The following is a 15,850-nucleotide window of genomic DNA, read 5'->3' as shown; positions in this document are numbered from 1 at the left end:
AGATCGATCAGTACAGCCCCGCGCACGTTACAACAGCTTACAGCTTTCTCTACAGATGATTGTTAATCTTGTTTCATATTTTCTTGAGGAAGGATAGTCAATCATGGGCGTTCAAGCGAAAAATTTTAAAACCGCAGTGTCCTCGACACTGATTCTGAGCCTGCTTACTCTTGCCGGATGCAACAAGCCCGCCGACGCGCCACAGCAAAACAGCGCGCCTGCATCGACTACTGCTCAAGCTGCGCCGTACACGCCCCCGACTGCGGAGCAGCTGTCGCAGATGGTCGCGCCGATCGCCCTGTTTCCGGACAAGCTGGTCGGCCAGGTGCTGGCGGGAGCCACTTATCCGGAGCAAATTGTTGCGGCCAACCAATGGCTGGCACAGAATCCCTCCTTGAAGGGCGATGCGCTGCAAGCCGCGGAAGCCAGTCAGCCGTGGGACGTCAGTGTCAAATCGCTGACCACCTTCCCCAGCGTTCTGAACCAGATGGCGGGCAACGTCCAGTGGACCAAGGAGCTGGGCGAAGCCTATGTGAACGACCCGAGCGACGTGATGAACGCCATCCAGGCCTTGCGTTTGCGCGCCCAGCAGGCGGGCAACCTGAAAACCTCGCAGCACCTGCGGGTATCGGCGACCGCCCGCGCATCGGCGCCGCCGGCTTATGTCACGCAATCCCCTTCGGAACCGATGGTCTATTCAGGGCCGGCGGTGATACCGCCGCCGCCGCAAACCATCGTCATCGAGCCGGCTGAGCGGGATGTCGTCCATGTTCCGCACTACAACCCTGCGGTCGTGTATGGCGAGCCGGTGCGGGTGTACCCGGGCTGGGTTTCCCAACAGCCGGCCTATACCAGCGAGAACGTGGTCACCACCGGCGTGATCTCGTTCGGCGTGGGCGTGTTGGTGGGCGCGGCCATCAGCCACCACGACTGGGGCTGGAATTCGTGGGGCGTCAACTGGGGCGCACCCAGCCCCAGCTATGACGGTGGCTGGCACCGTCCAGCAGTGGTGTACAACAACTCGACGTATGTATCGAAATCAGTGACCGTCGTGAACCATGTCAACAATATCAATAATATCAACGTCACCAATAATAACTACCGAACGACCAACAATGTAGTCAACCGTACTCAGAACGTCGCCATCAACAGCACTTCGCAGCAGCCGAGTGGGGTGATGAGTATGCCGCACTTCACGTCCCACGATGCCGTGCCCGGCCCGCATCCGTCTCCGGCGGCACCGGCAATGCACGCCGCGGTTGCTCCCCACAGCGCACCCACTCCACCTATGGTTCAGCATGATCAGCATCAGCAGCCGCACGTGGCGCAGGAAATACCGGCCGCGAAAATGGCTCCACCTGCCGCGAAAGAGCCCGCGCATGAGGAAAGCAGGATCGACCGGGTGCCCGCGCAGGCGATGGCGGATCGCGCGCATCCGGATGCCACGCGTATGCCGCCGGTCCAGCACGCCGACGCGGGCATGCCGCACCACGCCCCACCGCCGCCCCGGGAAATCAACAGTCCCGATCGGCCGCAGGCTCATGTCGCGCACCAGGATATGCTGGCCATGCACAACGAGCATCCCCATGTCGCCACGCAGCCGGCGGCAGCCAAACATCCTGCGGAGAAGCACGACGAAAAAAATCACCACGACAAGCACGACGTTCAGGAGCACCACAGCTAGCGCCCTCTTCCATCGCACTTTATTTTTTCATTCCAGTAATCCTGTTGCGCTGGTCAACGAAAACGACTTTGGGGAGGTAGCTGCCGATCTGGTCTTCCGTCATCGGTGCGTAGGTACAAATAATCAGCAAGTCGCCCAAATGGGCACGGCGGGCGGCGGCGCCATTCAGGGAAATTTCCCCGCTGCCTCGCATCCCGGGAATCGCGTACGTCGAGAAACGTTCGCCGTTGTTCACGTTGTAGAGCTCGATTTTCTCATTGACCCGGATATCGGCCGCTTCCAGCAAATCGACATCGATCCCGCAGGAGCCTTCGTAGTGCAGGTCGGCCTGGGTGACCGTGACGCGATGAAGCTTCGAGCGCAGCATAATGCGTTGCATGGACATCATGATTTCCCCAACGTGGCCAGTTCGGCAGCGTCCGCGCGGACGCTGTCATTTCCCTCGACCGGCAGCATCTCGCGCGGCAGCAGGCTGGCGGCGCGCCAGAACAAGCCGGCCGCCACCAGCGAAAACAGCACGGCGATACTGAGTGCGTAGCGCAAGGAATCGTTCGCCATGCCGAAGTGGGTCACGAAAAAGTCGCTGACCATGCCGGTCGCCAAAGGACCGAGACCCAGGCCGAACAGATTGAGCACCAGCATCAGCACGGCCGAGGTGAAGGCGCGCATACTGGCCGGCACCAGCAGCTGCGCCACCGCGATGACCGGCCCGTAATACACCAGCATCATCGTCAGCGAGATGGCGGCCATCGCCAGCGACAGCGTGAGCGACTCCGCCAGGTATTGGGCCAGCGCCGCCGGCACCATGATCAGCAGCGCCACCGCCACCACGCGCAGGCGGCCGCGCGGGTCGCGCTGGCCGAAATAGTCGGACAGGCGGCCGCCCAGATACATGCCGACCGCGCTGCCGACACCATTGAGCACGGCCAGGTAAAACGATACCTGCGACAGCGTCAGGCCGTGCACGCGGACGTAGAACGGCGCGCTCCAGGCATTGACCGAGTACCAGGCGAAGGCATGAAAGGCGCCGGCCGCCGTGAGATAGCGGAACGCGCGCAGCTGCCACAGGTGGCGCAAGGCTTGCGCCACCGTCGGCGCCACCGCATCCGCCAGCTTGGGCGGATCGTAACGGCCGCGCTGCGGTTCGCGCATGGTCAACAGTACCAGCGGCGCCAGCAGCAGCCCCGCCCCACCGATGATGGCGAAGGCGGCCCGCCAGCCGACCGCCTGCTCAAGCGCCCCGGCGCAGGAAAATCCCAGCATCAGGCCGGCCGGCAGCGACAGCCCCCAGAACGCCAGCGCCGTGGCGCGCGTCTTGGGCGGATAGATGTCGGCGATGATCGAATGGGTGGCGGGAATGCTACCTGCCTCGCCGACCGCCACGCCGATGCGGAACAGCACCAGCCCGGCGAAGCTGCTGGCCAGGCCGGTGAGCGCCGTCATGCCGCTCCAGATGGCCAGCGAACCGGCCACCAGCCGCGAGCGGTTGGCGCGGTCGGCCAGGCGGGCGATCGGCAGGGCCAGCGTGGCATAGAACAGGGCGAAGGACAGGCCGGTCAGCGCGCCGAGCTGGGCGTCGGACAGGCCAAGGTCGCTCTTGATCGGCACCTGCAGAATAGACAGGATGGTGCGATCGATATAACTCAATACCGACACCAGGAACAGCAGGAACAGCACATAGCGGCGCTCCCGGATTTGTTGGCGTGTGTGCGTGACGAGCATGGTGACCCTTGTGGCAGTAATGGACGGCGCCCTGACGCCGCGCCCCGTCCGGGGGCGCGGGTCCGGCGATAAAAACAAGCATATCGACCGACTGGTCGGGTGTCAATCTTTTCCTTACAACACTTCGAACAGGCCCGCGGCCCCCATGCCCGCCCCGACGCACATGGTGACGACGACATATTTGACGCCGCGGCGCTTGCCTTCGATGAGCGCATGGCCAACGAGGCGGCTGCCGGACATGCCGTACGGATGGCCCATGGCGATCGCCCCTCCGTTGACATTGAAAATGTCGTTCGATATGCCGAGCTGGTCGCGGCAGTAAATCGCCTGCACGGCAAAGGCTTCATTGAGCTCCCACAGCCCGATATCGTCCACCGTCAGCCCCGCCCTTTTCAACAGCTTGGGTACCGCGAACAAGGGACCTATCCCCATTTCCGCAGGCTCGCAACCGGCGACGGCAAAGCCCCGGAATACGCCCATCGGCTGCAGTCCCTTGCTGGCCGCCGCGCGATCGCTCATCACCACGCAAGCCGACGCGCCGTCCGACAACTGGCTGGCGTTGCCGGCGGTGACGACCCCGCCCTCGATCACCGGCTTGAGCTGCGCCACCGCCTCGTAGGTGGTGCCGGCGCGTATGCCCTCGTCTTCGCCGGCGACGACCTCCGTGATCGTCTCGACCTTGGTGTTCTTGTCGACCAGCCTGGTCTTGACCGCGATGGCTTCGATCTCCTGCGCGAACCTGCCGTCCAGCTTGGCCTGGAACGCGCGCTGCTGGCTTTGCGCGCCATAGTGATCCTGGGCTTCGCGCGAAATCCCGTACTTCTTCGCCACGAACTCCGCCGTCTGCAACATCGGCCAATACACGTCCGGCTGGTGGCGCAGCAGCCATTCGTTTTCGAGGTTCAGCTTGTTAAAGTCATTCGCCACCATCGAAATCGACTCGACCCCGCCGGCGACGAACACCTCGCCCTCGCCGGCGCGCACGCGATAGGCGGCGTCGGCGATCGCCTGCAGTCCGGACGAACAGAAACGGTTGACCGTCACCCCCGGCACGCTGACGGGAAAACCGGCGCGCAGCGCGATTTGCCGCGCGATATCGTAGCCCGTGGCGCCTTCCGGCGTGGCGCAACCCATGATGACGTCCTCCACTTCGCCCGGGTCGATGCCGGCGCGCGCCAGCGCGGCCCGCACCACATGTCCACCCAGATCCGCGCCATGGGTCATATTCAGCGCACCGCGCCAGCTCTTGCAAATCGGGGTGCGCGCGGTCGATACTATCACTGCTTGGGTCATGATATTCCTTTAGATAAAACGGTTGAATGGGGAATGCAAGACACGGTCGCGTCTACTGCGCCGTGAACCCGCCGTCGACGATCAAGTCCGTACCGGTCACATAGCTGGACTCGGCCGAAGCGAGGTAATAAATTGCGTCAGCGATTTCGGCGGGCGTGGCGAAGCGCGCCATCGGGGTCGCATCGATCAGGGCCCGGCGTTTTTCCCCGCTCATTTTCTTGGCGCCTTTGCGCTGCATTTCCACGTAGCCGGGCAAGACGCTGTTGACCCGTATGCCATTGCCCGCCGCCGCGCATTCGAGCGCGGCCACCTTGCTGAGCTGGCGCACACCGCCTTTGGATGCGGCGTAGGCGGCATTGTTAGCCGTGCCCACCGTGCCGATGATGGAGGATACATTCACGATCGCGCCGCCGCCATGGCGTGTCAGCGCTTCGATGCCGTACTTCACCCCCAGGAACACGCCGTCCAGATTGACCGACGTGACAAAGCGCCAATCGGCCAGGCTGGTATCGACGATCGCCCCGGGCCGGCCGACACCGGCGTTATTGACGACCACGCCAAGGCGCGAAAAGCGCCGCTCGATCTGGCGCATGATCCGTACCCAATGCGCCTCGCGCGTCACGTCCAGCACCATGCCGTGCACATCGAGCTTCTGCCGCGCCAGTTCGCCGGCGGCCCCGGTCACGGTGGCTTTGTCCAGATCGGCGATGATGACCGTCGCTTGCGCCTCGGCGAAGCGTCGTGCCGTCGCAAAGCCGATCCCCGACGCACCGCCGGTGACCAGCACCACCCTGCCTTTCATTGCGCTCATTGCCAGCTCCTTGTTGAACAAATATCGACCGACCGGACGGTCGCACTCATGGAGTGTATCGTCGGCGGCGCAAAATTGTCAAGCCCGCATGTCGCAACACAGTCGCCGCTTGACAACCGACCGGACGGTCGATTATTCTGAATGCATTCACATCTCTTGAGAAAGCCTTCCCCATGGATTTCGAACAGTCAAAAAAATCAGTCGAATGGATGGAAAAGGTTCGCGCCTTCATGGACGAACATATCTATCCGGCCATCCCGATCTACGAGGAGCAAAAGAAGACCATCGACCGGTGGAAGGAAACGACGCCGATTTTTGAGGAGCTCAAGGCCAAGGCGCGCGCCGCCGGGCTGTGGAACCTGTTCATGCCGCCGTCGGAGCACGACGACGAATTTTTCACCAGCGTCGGCCTGACCAATCTGGAGTACGCCCGGATCGCCGAACTGATGGGACGCGTGTACTTCGCGTCCGAAGTGTTCAACTGCATGGCGCCGGACACGGGCAATTTCGAAGTCCTGCACCGCTACGGCACGCCGGACCAGAAGCGCCGCTTCATGCTGCCCCTGGCCAACGGCGACACCCGCTCCGCCTTCCTCATGACGGAACCGGCCGTGGCCTCGTCGGATGCCAGGAATATCCGCACCGAGATCCGCCGCGACGGCGACGAATACGTCATCAACGGCCACAAATGGTGGTCGTCCGGCGCCGGCCATCCGCACTGCGCGTTCTTCATCGTCATGGGCAAGACCGATCCGGATGCCGAAACCTACCGCCAGCAATCGATGATACTGGTGCCGGCCGACACACCCGGCATCAAGATCGTCCGCCACCTGGAGGTGTTCGGTTTCGACCACGCGCCGCACGGCCACTTCGAGATCATCCTGGAGAACGTCCGCGTGCCGGCCGAGAACATCATCTACGGCGAGGGCCGCGGTTTCGAGATCGCCCAGGGCCGCCTCGGACCGGGCCGCATCCACCACTGCATGCGCAATATCGCCACGGCCGAAGTGGCGCTCGAGAAGATGTGCGTCCGCCTGATGTCGCGCGAGGCCTTCGGCAAGCGCATCCATGAGCATTCGCTGTGGGAGGAACGCATCGCCCACGCACGCATCGACATCGAGATGGTCCGCCTGCTATGCCTGAAAGCGGCCCATATGATGGATACCGTGGGCAACAAAGTCGCGCGCAATGAAATCGCCATGATCAAGGTCATCGCGCCGCGCGTGACTCAGAAGATCGTCGACATGGCGATCCAGGCGCACGGCGGCGGCGGCGTGGCCCAGGACTTCGGCCTGGCCGAGATGTATGCCAACACGCGCATCGTCCGCCTCACCGACGGGCCGGATGAAGTCCACTGCCGCACGGTCGCCCAGCTGGAGTGCAAGAAATACGAGGGCCGCGACTACGCCAGCATCAAGGCGTATATGAAGTCCTAGGACGCTCGTACAATGCATCCAACGTTGATCACATAAAGGACAGCCCGTGAACCCGAATAGCCCACTGCTCGATTCCAATTTATTGCGCCGCATCGCCCCCCTGACACTGGGCGGCTACGGGCGTTTCCGCCACATCGTCAACGAGGACGGCGCGCTGCCGGCGAAGGTCAAGGCCCTTTGCGTCGCCGCCGCCGCGACCAGCAAAGGCTACCACGACATGGCCAGCCGCGAACTGCGGCGCGCGCGGGACCTGGGGCTGCGCTTCGACGAAGCCGCCTCCGCGGCCATCGTCCTCAGCAGCGTGCGCGGCGAGGCCGCCGCGTTGAAATTCCTCGAGCAGCTCGAGGCCGCCTATCCAGGCCAGCAGCAGGACGCGGCGGCACTCCAGGAAATCGAGGTCGCTCCCGGCGAGGCCGAAAAAAACTTCCTCGCCTACTTCGGCTCCATGCCCCCTTCGCTGGGAAAATTCTTCGACGTGCTGCCGCTTGGCGCCGACGCCTACTACCTGATGCGCGAAGGAACCATCAACGGCACGCCGCTCGGCAAGAAATTTTCGGAGCTGCTGCTGGTGACGGTTCTGGCGGCCGACTACAGCCCCCTGGTGTCGGTGCATATCAAAGGGGCCCGCACGGCGGGCGCCAGCGAAGCCGAAATCGCCGAGGCGATCGTGTGCGCCGTGATCACCAGCGGCCTGTCGGCCTGGGTCAACGGCGCCAACGCCATGGACGCGTGAAGCGGCCGCTCAACCACTTACCCGCATATTCAGGAAACACTTTATGGATTTTTCGCTTTCCCCGCAACTCGCCGAACTGCAGGAGCGCGTGCGCGTCTTCATTCGCGAGAAAATCATCCCGTTCGAGCGCGATGAGCGCCTGACCGCGCACGGCCCCACCGAGGAGCTGCGGCACGAACTGGTCGCGCTGGGCCGCGCGGCGGGACTGCTCTCGTCCCATGTGTCGGCCGCGTTTGGCGGTCTCGGCCTGGATCACCGCAGCAAGGCCATCGTCTTCGAGGAGGCCGGCTACTCCCTGCTCGGCCCGATCGCGCTGAATATCGCCGCGCCAGACGAAGGCAATATGCATTTGCTCGAAGCGGTCGCCGGCGAGGAGCACAAGCAGCGCTGGCTCAAGCCGCTCGCCGCCGGCCAGATCCGTTCCTGCTTTTGCATGACGGAACCGCCGCCGGGAGCCGGCTCGGATCCGTCGATGCTGCTCACGACGGCGGTGCGGGACGGCGACGATTTCGTCCTCAACGGCAGCAAATGGTTCACCACTGGCGCGCAGGGCGCGTCGATGGCGATCATCATGGCCAAGCTCGAGGACGGCCGCGCCACCATGTTCCTGACCGACACCGACCGCCCCGGCTTCATCGTCGAACGCCTGATGAACTCCATGGACCGTTGCTTTCCCGGCGGCCACGCCGTGGTGCGGCTGGAGAACTTGCGCATCCCGGCGCGCGACATCCTCGGCGAGCCGGGCGAAGGCTTCAAGTACGCGCAGGTGCGGCTCTCGCCGGCGCGGCTGACGCATTGCATGCGCTGGCTCGGCGCGGCGCGGCGCGCGCACGACATCGCCACCGACTACGCACGCCGGCGCAGCGCCTTCGGCAAGCCGCTGGGCAGCCACGAAGGCGTCAGTTTCATGCTCGCCGATAACGAAATCGATCTGCACGCGGCGCGCCTGTCGATCTGGCATACCGCCTGGGTGCTCGACCAGGGCCGCCTCGGCATCCACGAATCGAGCGTCACGAAAGTGCTGGCGTCGGAAGCGCAGTGGCGCGTCGCCGACCGCTGCGTGCAGATACTGGGTGGACAGGGCGTGACCGACGAGTCCGAGGTCGCGCGCATCTTTTCGGACATGCGCGCCTTCCGCATCTACGACGGCCCGTCGGAAGTGCACCGCTGGAGCATCGGCAAGCGGGTGGTCAACGGCATCGATCGAAACCGATGAGTACAGCCATGAACGACACTTCACGCGCCGCGCTGGCCGCCTTCATCGCCACGCACGCCGACGCCAGCCAGGCCGACATCGTACAGATGTCGCAGCTGTCGGGCGGCGCCATCCAGGAGAACTGGCTGGTCCGGGCGGAACTGGCCGACGGCCCGATGGCCGGCACGCTGGACCTGGTCGTGCGCACCGATTCGCCATCCGGTGTGACGCAAAGCCATAGCCGGGTCGAGGAATTTGCCTTGCTGCGGGCGGCATACCGGGCCGGCGTGACCGTGCCCGAGCCGCTGTGGCTGTGCGAGAACCCGGAACTGATCGGGCGCCCGTTTTTCGTCATGCGGCGCGTGGCCGGGACGGCAGCCGGCAGGGTGCTGGTCAAGGACCTCGGCTACGGCGGCGACCGCGGCGCGCTGGCCGAGCGCCTCGGCGAGGAACTGGCGCTCATCCATGCCATCAGGCCGCCCCACGAATCGTTGGCCTTTCTGCCCGTGCCGACGGCGGCGCCATCGGCGCTGCTGATCGCGCGCGTGCGCCAGTTCCTCGACGAGATGCAGCTGGCGCGGCCCGCGCTGGAATGGGGCTTGCGGTGGCTGGAGCTCCATGCCCCGGCCGCCGAAGATGTCGTGCTTTGCCATCGCGACTACCGGACCGGCAACTACATGGTCGACGAGCACGGCCTGACCGGCATCCTCGATTGGGAGTTCGCAGGCTGGGGCAATCCGCTCGAGGACATCGGCTGGTTCTGCGCCAAATGCTGGCGCTTCGGCGCCGCCGACAAGGAGGCCGGCGGCATCGGCCAGCGCGAGGACTTCTATCGCGGCTACGAAAGGGTGGCCGGCGCGCCGCTGGCACGCGACGCCGTTCCTTACTGGGAAGTGATGGCGCACATGAACTGGGCGCTGATCGCCCTGCAGCAGGCGCAACGCCATATGTCCGGCAACGAGCGGTCCTTGTTCCTCGCGCTGACCGGCCACATCGTGCCGGAACTCGAATACGAAATCCTGACCATGACCAAGGAGATGCAATGAGGGAAGAACCGCTAGGCGACGCATTGCTGGAAGCCGCCCATCAAGTACTCAAGGACGAGCTGATCCCCGCCCTGCCCGCCGACCGGCGCCATGCGGCCCTGATGGTGGCCAGCGCCATGGCCATCGCCATGCGCCAGGCGCGCGGCGGCCAGGGGCGCGAGCGCCAGGAGCTGGCCGCGCTGGCCAGCCTGCTGGCCGGCGCTCCGTCCACCGTGGCCGCCGCGAGCGACGACGTGCGCGCGCGCCTGCAGGCGCTCAATCGGGCTTTGGGCCAACAAATCCGCCATGCCCCCCCGGGCACGCCGCCGCTGGCGCCGGGCGTGCACGCCCACCTCCTGCACTGCGCCCGGCTCACGCTGCTCGAGAGCAGCCCCAAGTACCTGAAATAGCGGCGGCGAGCACGCCTGTCGTCCGCCGCCCCGTACCCCCTTCCCTGAGAGGACCATTCCATGTCTACCCCGCCCCTGCTCGTCTCCGACGCGCTGATCGGCTTTCAAGACGGCCAGCCGCATCTGCTGGGCAGCCAATGCGCCGATTGCGGCGAAACCTATTTCCCCGCCGCGGACAGCTGCACCCGCTGCCGGTGCGCGCGCATGCAAGCCTGCGATCTCGGCCGCACCGGGGTGCTCTGGTCCTGGACCGTCCAGGACTTTCTGCCCAAGGCGCCCTACAACAGCGGCGAGACCGCCGAGACGTTCCGCCCCTACGGCGTCGGCTACGTGCAGATGGCCAGCGGGATCAAGGTCGAGGCGCGCCTGACCGAGGCCGACCCGGCCCGGCTCGCCATCGGCATGCCGATGGCGCTGGTGCTGTTGCCCTACCGCGTCAACGCGCAAGGCGAATCCATCCATACCTTCGCGTTCCAGAGCGCGCCCGACAACCATCAAGGAGCCCGACATGCATGACGACGTCGCCATCATCGGTATCGGCATGCACCCGTTCGGGCGCCACGACGCGCTCAGCGGCCGGGCGCAAGGCGCGCTGGCGCTGCGCGCCGCGCTGCAGGACGCCGGCGTGTCCTGGGACCAGGTGGGCGTGGCCTACGGCGGCAGCCATGACGCCGGCAACGCCGACGCCCTGTGCAACGACCTGGGCCTGACCGGCCTGCCCTTCATCAACGTCGCCAACGGCTGCGCGACCGGCGGCAGCGCGCTGGCCAGCGCCGTCGCGGCGATCCGTTCGGGCATGGCCGAGATCGCCGTCGCGGTCGGCTTCGACAAGCATCCGCGCGGCGCCTTCAATCCCCATCCGCGCGACTGGGGCCTGCCCGACTGGTATGGCGAAACCGGGCTGATGCTCACCACCCAGTTCTTCGCGCTCAAGACGCGCCGCTATCTGCACGAACACGGCATCGAGGAAGCGGCGCTGGCGCGCGTCGCGCAGCGCGCCTTCCGCAACGGCGCGCTCAATCCCCATGCGTGGCGGCGGCGCGCCCTGTCGTTCGAGGAAATCGCCGCCTCCATGCCGGTGAACCTGCCGCTGCGCCAGTACATGTTTTGCAGCCCGGCCGAAGGCGGCGCGGCCCTCGTGCTGTGCAGCGCGCAGGCCGCCAAGCGCTTCCAGGCCAAGCCCATCGTCGTCAGGGCGGCCGTGGTGCGCACCCGCCACCACGGATCGTTCGAGGTGTTCAGCCCGGCGCTGGCGGCGCAGCAGGCGCCGGCGCCCACGGTGACCGCGTCGAAGGCCGCCTTCGAACTGGCCGGCGTCGGTCCGCGCGACATCGACGTCATCCAGCTGCAGGACACCGATGCCGGCAGCGAAATCATCCACATGGCGGAGAACGGCTTTTGCGAACACGGCGAGCAGGACCTCCTGCTGCGCACCGGCCAAACGGACATCCACGGCCGCCTGCCGATCAATACCGACGGCGGCTGCATGGCCAACGGCGAACCGATAGGCGCCTCCGGCTTGCGCCAGGTGATCGAGATCTGCACCCAGCTGCGCCAGGAGGCCGGCCAGCGTCAGGTTGCGGGCACGCCCCGGCTGGGCTACACCCACGTGTACGGCGCGCCCGGCGTGAGCGGCGTGACCATCCTTGAGCGCCGGAGCTAGGCATGCCCTGGGAGAAGCAACTGGCCGACATCCCGCTCGACGGCATATTCCGCCGCCAGATCGATTTGCGCGCATGGGACGAGCACACCGTGGTGGGCTGGCTGGAGGACGAATTCCACCACTTCGGCGTGACGCTCACCCATGACGGCGGCCGCATCCGCGACCTGCGCGTGGCCACGCCGCGCCACCCGTGGAGCACCTGCGCCGGCGCCGGCGTGCCGCTGCGCGCCCTCATCGGACAGCCCCTGACCGGCCGCTGCGCCGCAGCCGGGGCCCTGGTCGACATGCGGTGCAACTGCACCCACCTGCTCGACCTGGCCAGCCTGGCGGTGGCGCACGCCTGGTCGGGGCGCATACAGCGCCGCTATCACGGCACGGTGCAAGCCTTATCGGATGTGGTGGACGGCGCCGCGCGCGGCGCGCTGCGCGCCACCCTGCGGCGCGACGGTCGCGAAGTTCTCAGCTGGGACCTGCTCGGCTACGCGATCACGGCGCCCGAGGCGATGGCCGGCCGCAGCATCCTGCACGGCTTTCGCGAATGGACCGACGGCCTCGATGCCGCCGATGCGGAAGATGAGCTGGTCCTGCGCAGGGTGGCTTTTGTGTCGTTCGGCCGGCGCGTCGATATCGAGCGGTTTGCGGTCGCGGCCGAGCTGGGGCAAGGTCCGGTGTGCCACACGTTCCAGCCCGAGTGGAGCGCCATCGCCTTGCGCATGCCCACTCCCCCGCGCCGCTACGATGCGGCGGCCGACGCCATGCTTGAGCATATCGACAGGCAACCCTGACGAGGCCTCACAGCCCGTTGATGCTGTGGCCGCCGTCGACCACCAGCACCGCCCCGGTCATGTACGAGGATGCTTCGCTGGCCAGCAGCAACAAGGGGCCGCTAAGCTCGCGCCCCAGTCCCAGGCGGCGCTGCGGGATGCGCTTGACGAGCGCGCGGCCCGCCTCGCCGGCGAAGAACTCCTCGTTCAGCGGTGTTTCCACATAGCCGGGCGCAAGCGCGTTGACGCGGATCCCGTGGCGCGCCAGCTCGAGCGCCATCGCGCGCGTCAGCTGCAGCAGCGCCGCCTTGGAGGTGGCGTACGCCGGCAATTGCTGCGCCACGCGCAGCCCCAGTATCGAGGCCACATTGATGATGCTGCCCGCCTTGCCGGCCTGCTGCATCAGGCGCGCGCTGCGCTGCGCCACCCGCCACGCGCCGTTCAGGTTGACGTCGATGATCTGCGTCCAGTCCTGCTCGCTAAGTTCCAGAAAAGGCTTGGTCTGGGTGATGCCCGCGTTGTTGACCAGGATGTCCGGCACGCCCACCTGTTCGGCCAGCTCGTCCATGGCCGCGTCGACGCTGGCCGGATCGGCCACGTCCATCAGGATGGCGTGGGCGCGGATGCCGGCTTGTTCCATCGTCTGTACCAGTCGCCGCCCCTGGTCCAGCCGGCGGCCGGCCACGATCACCGTCGCGCCCGCCTCACCGAGCACCTGCGCGAAGCCACGGCCGAGGCCACTGAAGGCGCCCGTGACCAGGGCGATTTTTCCGCTCAGGTCAAACAGGTCGGCAGGAAGTACGCTGGATGAATCAGACATGATGGGGGAACCCGAAGAAGTGTTCAAGATACGGAAAGGAAACGCGCGAACTGCTGCTCGCGGTCGCCGAACAGGGCGGCGCCGACCATCAGCCGCCGGAAGTAGTGGCTGACGTCCAGCTCTTCGGTCAGGCCCAGGCCGCCGTGCATCTGGACCGCCTCGTTGGCGACCTTGCGCGCCGCCTGGACGATATAGGCCTTGGCGCCGCTGATTCTGCCGGCGCGCCCGGCGGCCGGCAGCGCCATCGCGTGTTTCGCATCGACGGTCAGCGCCGCGATTTCCTGGGACAGGAAAAACATGTCGACGGCGCGGTGCTGCAAGGCCTGGTTGGTGCCGATGGGCTTGCCGAACTGGCTGCGGACCTTCAGGTAGTCGACCGTGGTGTCGACCAGCTTGCGCACGATGCCGAGCGCTTCCGCGCATTGGGCGACGGTGGCCAGGTCGAGCGCGTCGGCGATGACCTCGGCGGCATCCTCGCCGCCGCCGGCGAGGCGCAGCGCGCGCGCCTGGTCGAAACGCATATTCGCGGCGCCCCGGTCATCGACCAGGCGGAACGCCGTCCTCGACACACCCGTGGCGGCCGGATCGACCAGGTACACTTGCGGCGCGGCGCCCGCCGCATCGTCGACGGCGCTCACCAGGATCAGGTCGGCGATATCGCCATGCAGGATAGCCTCCGCCGCGCCGCTGACCCGGCCGTCGCTGACACGGAGCGGCGCGCCGTGCGCGTAGGCCAGCTTCAGGCTGCCGTCGGCCAGGCGCGGCAGCAGTTCGGCGCGCTGCGCGTCGCTGCCCAGCCGCCGCAACAGTTCGGTGCCGACGATGGCGCTGGCCAGCACCGGCTCCATCAGCAGGCGCGCGCCGACCGTTTCCATCAGGGCCGCCACGGCAAACACGTCGGCGTCCAGGCCGCCCGCGTCTTCCGGCAAGCGCAGCGCAAGCCAGCCAAACGCGGCGTAGTCGCGCCAGGCCGCCTCGCTGTATCCGGCAGGCTGGGTCAGGACCCGGTGCCGGTCGAGAAAGCTGTACTTGTCTTCCGCATAGCGCCGGACGCTGTCGTCCAGCATATTGGCGGTTTCAAAATCAATATTCATAAGCCAAGCACGCCTTTCGCGACGATATTGCGCTGGATCTCGGAGGCGCCGCCGAAAATGGTGGCGGCGCGGTTGTAGAGGTGGTCCTTGACGATGCCGCCGGCGTCGTCCGGCCCCAGCGGCGGCGCGCCGGCCGCGTGCAGCGCGGCCTTGTCGTAGGCGATGCCGGCCGGGCCGAGGACATCGATCAGGGCCTCGGCGATATCCTGATACAGCTCGGTGCCGCGCAATTTGATGAAGGACGCTTCGGCGCCATGGTCGGTGCCGCGCATCATCGCCTCGACCGCCTGGTAGGCGGCCTGCTCCAGCGCCATGAAGCGCAGTTCCAATTCGCCGACGCGCCGCGCCTGCGCACCTCCGGTCTCCGCGGCGAGCGACTTCAGGCGGCGCAGCGCATGCCAGGCCGTGCCGATGATGGCGCCGGCGGTGCGCTCGTTCTTGAGCAGGAACTTGGCGTAGGTCCAGCCCGCGCCCTCCTCGCCGACCAGGTTTTCCACCGGTACGCGCACCTTGTCCAGCCAGACTTCGTTCACATGGTGATAGCCGTCCATCGTCGGAATCGCCTTGACGCTCACGCCGGGGCTGCGCATATCGATCAGCAGAAACGAGATGGCCTTCTGCGCCTGGGCCGCGCCGGCCGTCTTCACCAGGCAGAACATCCAGTCGGCCCATTGCGCGTACGTGGTCCAGACCTTCTGCCCGGTCACCACGAAGGCGTCGCCGTCGCGGATGGCTTCGGTGCGCAAGCTGGCCAGGTCGGAACCGGCGCCCGGCTCGGAATAACCCTGCGCCCAGAATTCGCCGGTGTTCCTGATGCCCGGCAGGAAGCGCGCCTTCTGCTGCTCGGTGCCGAAGCTGTAGATGACGGGACCGACATACTTGACGCCGAACGGTATCACCCAAGGACACGCCAGGCGCGCCAGCTGGTCTTCGAAGGCAAAGCGTTCCAGCAGCGACCAGGCCTGGCCGCCGTGCTCCTTCGGCCAGTGCCCGATGGCCCAGCCGTTGTCGTTCAGCAGGCGCATCCACTGCACGTAGTCGTCCTTGCCGAGCACCTGGTGGCGCGCCGACTTGCTCTTCAACGCGGCCGGCATGTCGCGCTCGTAGAACGCCAGCACAGCGCGCTTCAACTCTTCCGCCCGCGCCCTGGCGGTGCTTACTGGATCAGTCATCTGAGCCTCTGTTAGTTTGGTGTCGGCG

The 15,850-nt window shown here is 66.2% G+C and carries 16 protein-coding genes; 9 read left to right on the top strand and 7 right to left on the bottom strand.

Annotation, left to right across the window (positions count from 1 at the left end; genetic code table 11):
• The first annotated feature begins 103 nt into the window (after positions 1-103).
• Positions 104-1,684, top strand: coding sequence for a DUF3300 domain-containing protein (locus tag ACCD07_RS24175; protein ID WP_413448802.1), 1,581 nt, complete (start codon positions 104-106; stop codon positions 1,682-1,684).
• Positions 1,685-1,703: 19 nt separating this feature from the next.
• Here ACCD07_RS24175 and panD read toward each other — a convergent pair whose 3' ends face one another.
• From panD to ACCD07_RS24155, 4 genes are all read right to left on the bottom strand, one after another.
• Positions 1,704-2,063, bottom strand: coding sequence for an aspartate 1-decarboxylase (gene panD / locus ACCD07_RS24170; protein WP_353403212.1), 360 nt, complete (start codon positions 2,061-2,063; stop codon positions 1,704-1,706).
• Between the two features lie 5 nt (positions 2,064-2,068).
• Positions 2,069-3,406 (bottom strand): spinster family MFS transporter, encoded by a 1,338-nt coding sequence (locus ACCD07_RS24165; RefSeq protein WP_413448801.1) that lies wholly within the window; start codon positions 3,404-3,406, stop codon positions 2,069-2,071.
• Between the two features lie 114 nt (positions 3,407-3,520).
• On the bottom strand, positions 3,521-4,699 hold the full coding sequence (locus ACCD07_RS24160; protein ID WP_413448800.1) for an acetyl-CoA C-acyltransferase: 1,179 nt from the start codon (positions 4,697-4,699) through the stop codon (positions 3,521-3,523).
• Between the two features lie 52 nt (positions 4,700-4,751).
• Positions 4,752-5,510, bottom strand: coding sequence for an SDR family NAD(P)-dependent oxidoreductase (locus tag ACCD07_RS24155; RefSeq protein ID WP_413448799.1), 759 nt, complete (start codon positions 5,508-5,510; stop codon positions 4,752-4,754).
• 173 nt (positions 5,511-5,683) lie between these two features.
• Here ACCD07_RS24155 and ACCD07_RS24150 point away from each other — a divergent pair, with 173 nt between their 5' ends.
• From ACCD07_RS24150 to ACCD07_RS24115, 8 genes are read left to right on the top strand one after another with little or no spacing between them, the layout of a single operon-like run.
• Positions 5,684-6,946 (top strand): acyl-CoA dehydrogenase family protein, encoded by a 1,263-nt coding sequence (locus tag ACCD07_RS24150; RefSeq protein WP_413448798.1) that lies wholly within the window; start codon positions 5,684-5,686, stop codon positions 6,944-6,946.
• Positions 6,947-6,992: 46 nt separating this feature from the next.
• A complete protein-coding gene (locus ACCD07_RS24145; RefSeq protein ID WP_353403167.1) occupies positions 6,993-7,679 on the top strand; it encodes a carboxymuconolactone decarboxylase family protein in 687 nt (228 codons plus the stop codon).
• 43 nt (positions 7,680-7,722) lie between these two features.
• Positions 7,723-8,895 carry an acyl-CoA dehydrogenase family protein gene (locus ACCD07_RS24140; RefSeq protein ID WP_413448797.1) on the top strand — a complete coding sequence of 391 codons (1,173 nt, stop codon included), beginning with the start codon at positions 7,723-7,725 and terminating at the stop codon, positions 8,893-8,895.
• Positions 8,896-8,903: 8 nt separating this feature from the next.
• Positions 8,904-9,920 carry a phosphotransferase family protein gene (locus tag ACCD07_RS24135; protein WP_413448796.1) on the top strand — a complete coding sequence of 339 codons (1,017 nt, stop codon included), beginning with the start codon at positions 8,904-8,906 and terminating at the stop codon, positions 9,918-9,920.
• Entirely contained in the window at positions 9,917-10,309 is a 393-nt protein-coding gene (locus tag ACCD07_RS24130; RefSeq protein ID WP_353403164.1) for a DUF6285 domain-containing protein, read from the top strand. The genes ACCD07_RS24135 and ACCD07_RS24130 overlap by 4 nt, the downstream gene beginning before the upstream one ends.
• 60 nt (positions 10,310-10,369) lie before the next feature.
• Positions 10,370-10,825, top strand: coding sequence for a Zn-ribbon domain-containing OB-fold protein (locus tag ACCD07_RS24125; protein WP_413448795.1), 456 nt, complete (start codon positions 10,370-10,372; stop codon positions 10,823-10,825).
• Positions 10,818-11,972 (top strand): thiolase family protein, encoded by a 1,155-nt coding sequence (locus ACCD07_RS24120; protein ID WP_413448794.1) that lies wholly within the window; start codon positions 10,818-10,820, stop codon positions 11,970-11,972. Before ACCD07_RS24125 ends, ACCD07_RS24120 begins: the two co-directional genes overlap by 8 nt.
• Positions 11,973-11,974: 2 nt before the next feature.
• Positions 11,975-12,757 (top strand): DUF2889 domain-containing protein, encoded by a 783-nt coding sequence (locus ACCD07_RS24115; RefSeq protein ID WP_413448793.1) that lies wholly within the window; start codon positions 11,975-11,977, stop codon positions 12,755-12,757.
• Positions 12,758-12,764: 7 nt separating this feature from the next.
• On the opposite strand, the gene ACCD07_RS24110 is transcribed toward ACCD07_RS24115, so the two are convergent.
• The 3 genes from ACCD07_RS24110 to ACCD07_RS24100 are packed head-to-tail and all read right to left on the bottom strand — an operon-like array spanning position 12,765 to position 15,822.
• On the bottom strand, positions 12,765-13,556 hold the full coding sequence (locus ACCD07_RS24110; protein ID WP_413448792.1) for an SDR family NAD(P)-dependent oxidoreductase: 792 nt from the start codon (positions 13,554-13,556) through the stop codon (positions 12,765-12,767).
• A gap of 23 nt (positions 13,557-13,579) precedes the next feature.
• Positions 13,580-14,650, bottom strand: coding sequence for an acyl-CoA dehydrogenase family protein (locus ACCD07_RS24105; RefSeq protein ID WP_413448791.1), 1,071 nt, complete (start codon positions 14,648-14,650; stop codon positions 13,580-13,582).
• A complete protein-coding gene (locus ACCD07_RS24100; protein WP_413448790.1) occupies positions 14,647-15,822 on the bottom strand; it encodes an acyl-CoA dehydrogenase family protein in 1,176 nt (391 codons plus the stop codon). The genes ACCD07_RS24105 and ACCD07_RS24100 overlap by 4 nt, the downstream gene beginning before the upstream one ends.
• Positions 15,823-15,850 lie beyond the last annotated feature (28 nt).

The sequence above is a fragment of the Duganella sp. Dugasp56 genome, from assembly GCF_047304105.1.
In the GTDB taxonomy this organism is placed as follows: domain Bacteria; phylum Pseudomonadota; class Gammaproteobacteria; order Burkholderiales; family Burkholderiaceae_D; genus Rugamonas; species Rugamonas hordei.
Note: the sequence above shows the minus strand (reverse complement) of the source record. Positions and strands in the feature narration are given on the sequence as shown.

What these genes read in the sequence shown, in the direction of transcription:
- ACCD07_RS24155 (WP_413448799.1), bottom strand. Translation starts at nt 5,510, where the DNA reads ATGAGCGCAATGAAAGGCAGGGTGGTGCTGGTCACCGGCGGTGCGTCG.
- ACCD07_RS24175 (WP_413448802.1), top strand. Translation starts at nt 104, where the DNA reads ATGGGCGTTCAAGCGAAAAATTTTAAAACCGCAGTGTCCTCGACACTG.
- ACCD07_RS24115 (WP_413448793.1), top strand. Translation starts at nt 11,975, where the DNA reads ATGCCCTGGGAGAAGCAACTGGCCGACATCCCGCTCGACGGCATATTC.
- ACCD07_RS24105 (WP_413448791.1), bottom strand. Translation starts at nt 14,650, where the DNA reads ATGAATATTGATTTTGAAACCGCCAATATGCTGGACGACAGCGTCCGG.
- ACCD07_RS24135 (WP_413448796.1), top strand. Translation starts at nt 8,904, where the DNA reads ATGAACGACACTTCACGCGCCGCGCTGGCCGCCTTCATCGCCACGCAC.
- ACCD07_RS24120 (WP_413448794.1), top strand. Translation starts at nt 10,818, where the DNA reads ATGCATGACGACGTCGCCATCATCGGTATCGGCATGCACCCGTTCGGG.
- panD (WP_353403212.1), bottom strand. Translation starts at nt 2,063, where the DNA reads ATGCAACGCATTATGCTGCGCTCGAAGCTTCATCGCGTCACGGTCACC.
- ACCD07_RS24160 (WP_413448800.1), bottom strand. Translation starts at nt 4,699, where the DNA reads ATGACCCAAGCAGTGATAGTATCGACCGCGCGCACCCCGATTTGCAAG.
- ACCD07_RS24165 (WP_413448801.1), bottom strand. Translation starts at nt 3,406, where the DNA reads ATGCTCGTCACGCACACACGCCAACAAATCCGGGAGCGCCGCTATGTG.
- ACCD07_RS24150 (WP_413448798.1), top strand. Translation starts at nt 5,684, where the DNA reads ATGGATTTCGAACAGTCAAAAAAATCAGTCGAATGGATGGAAAAGGTT.
- ACCD07_RS24100 (WP_413448790.1), bottom strand. Translation starts at nt 15,822, where the DNA reads ATGACTGATCCAGTAAGCACCGCCAGGGCGCGGGCGGAAGAGTTGAAG.
- ACCD07_RS24125 (WP_413448795.1), top strand. Translation starts at nt 10,370, where the DNA reads ATGTCTACCCCGCCCCTGCTCGTCTCCGACGCGCTGATCGGCTTTCAA.
- ACCD07_RS24130 (WP_353403164.1), top strand. Translation starts at nt 9,917, where the DNA reads ATGAGGGAAGAACCGCTAGGCGACGCATTGCTGGAAGCCGCCCATCAA.
- ACCD07_RS24140 (WP_413448797.1), top strand. Translation starts at nt 7,723, where the DNA reads ATGGATTTTTCGCTTTCCCCGCAACTCGCCGAACTGCAGGAGCGCGTG.
- ACCD07_RS24110 (WP_413448792.1), bottom strand. Translation starts at nt 13,556, where the DNA reads ATGTCTGATTCATCCAGCGTACTTCCTGCCGACCTGTTTGACCTGAGC.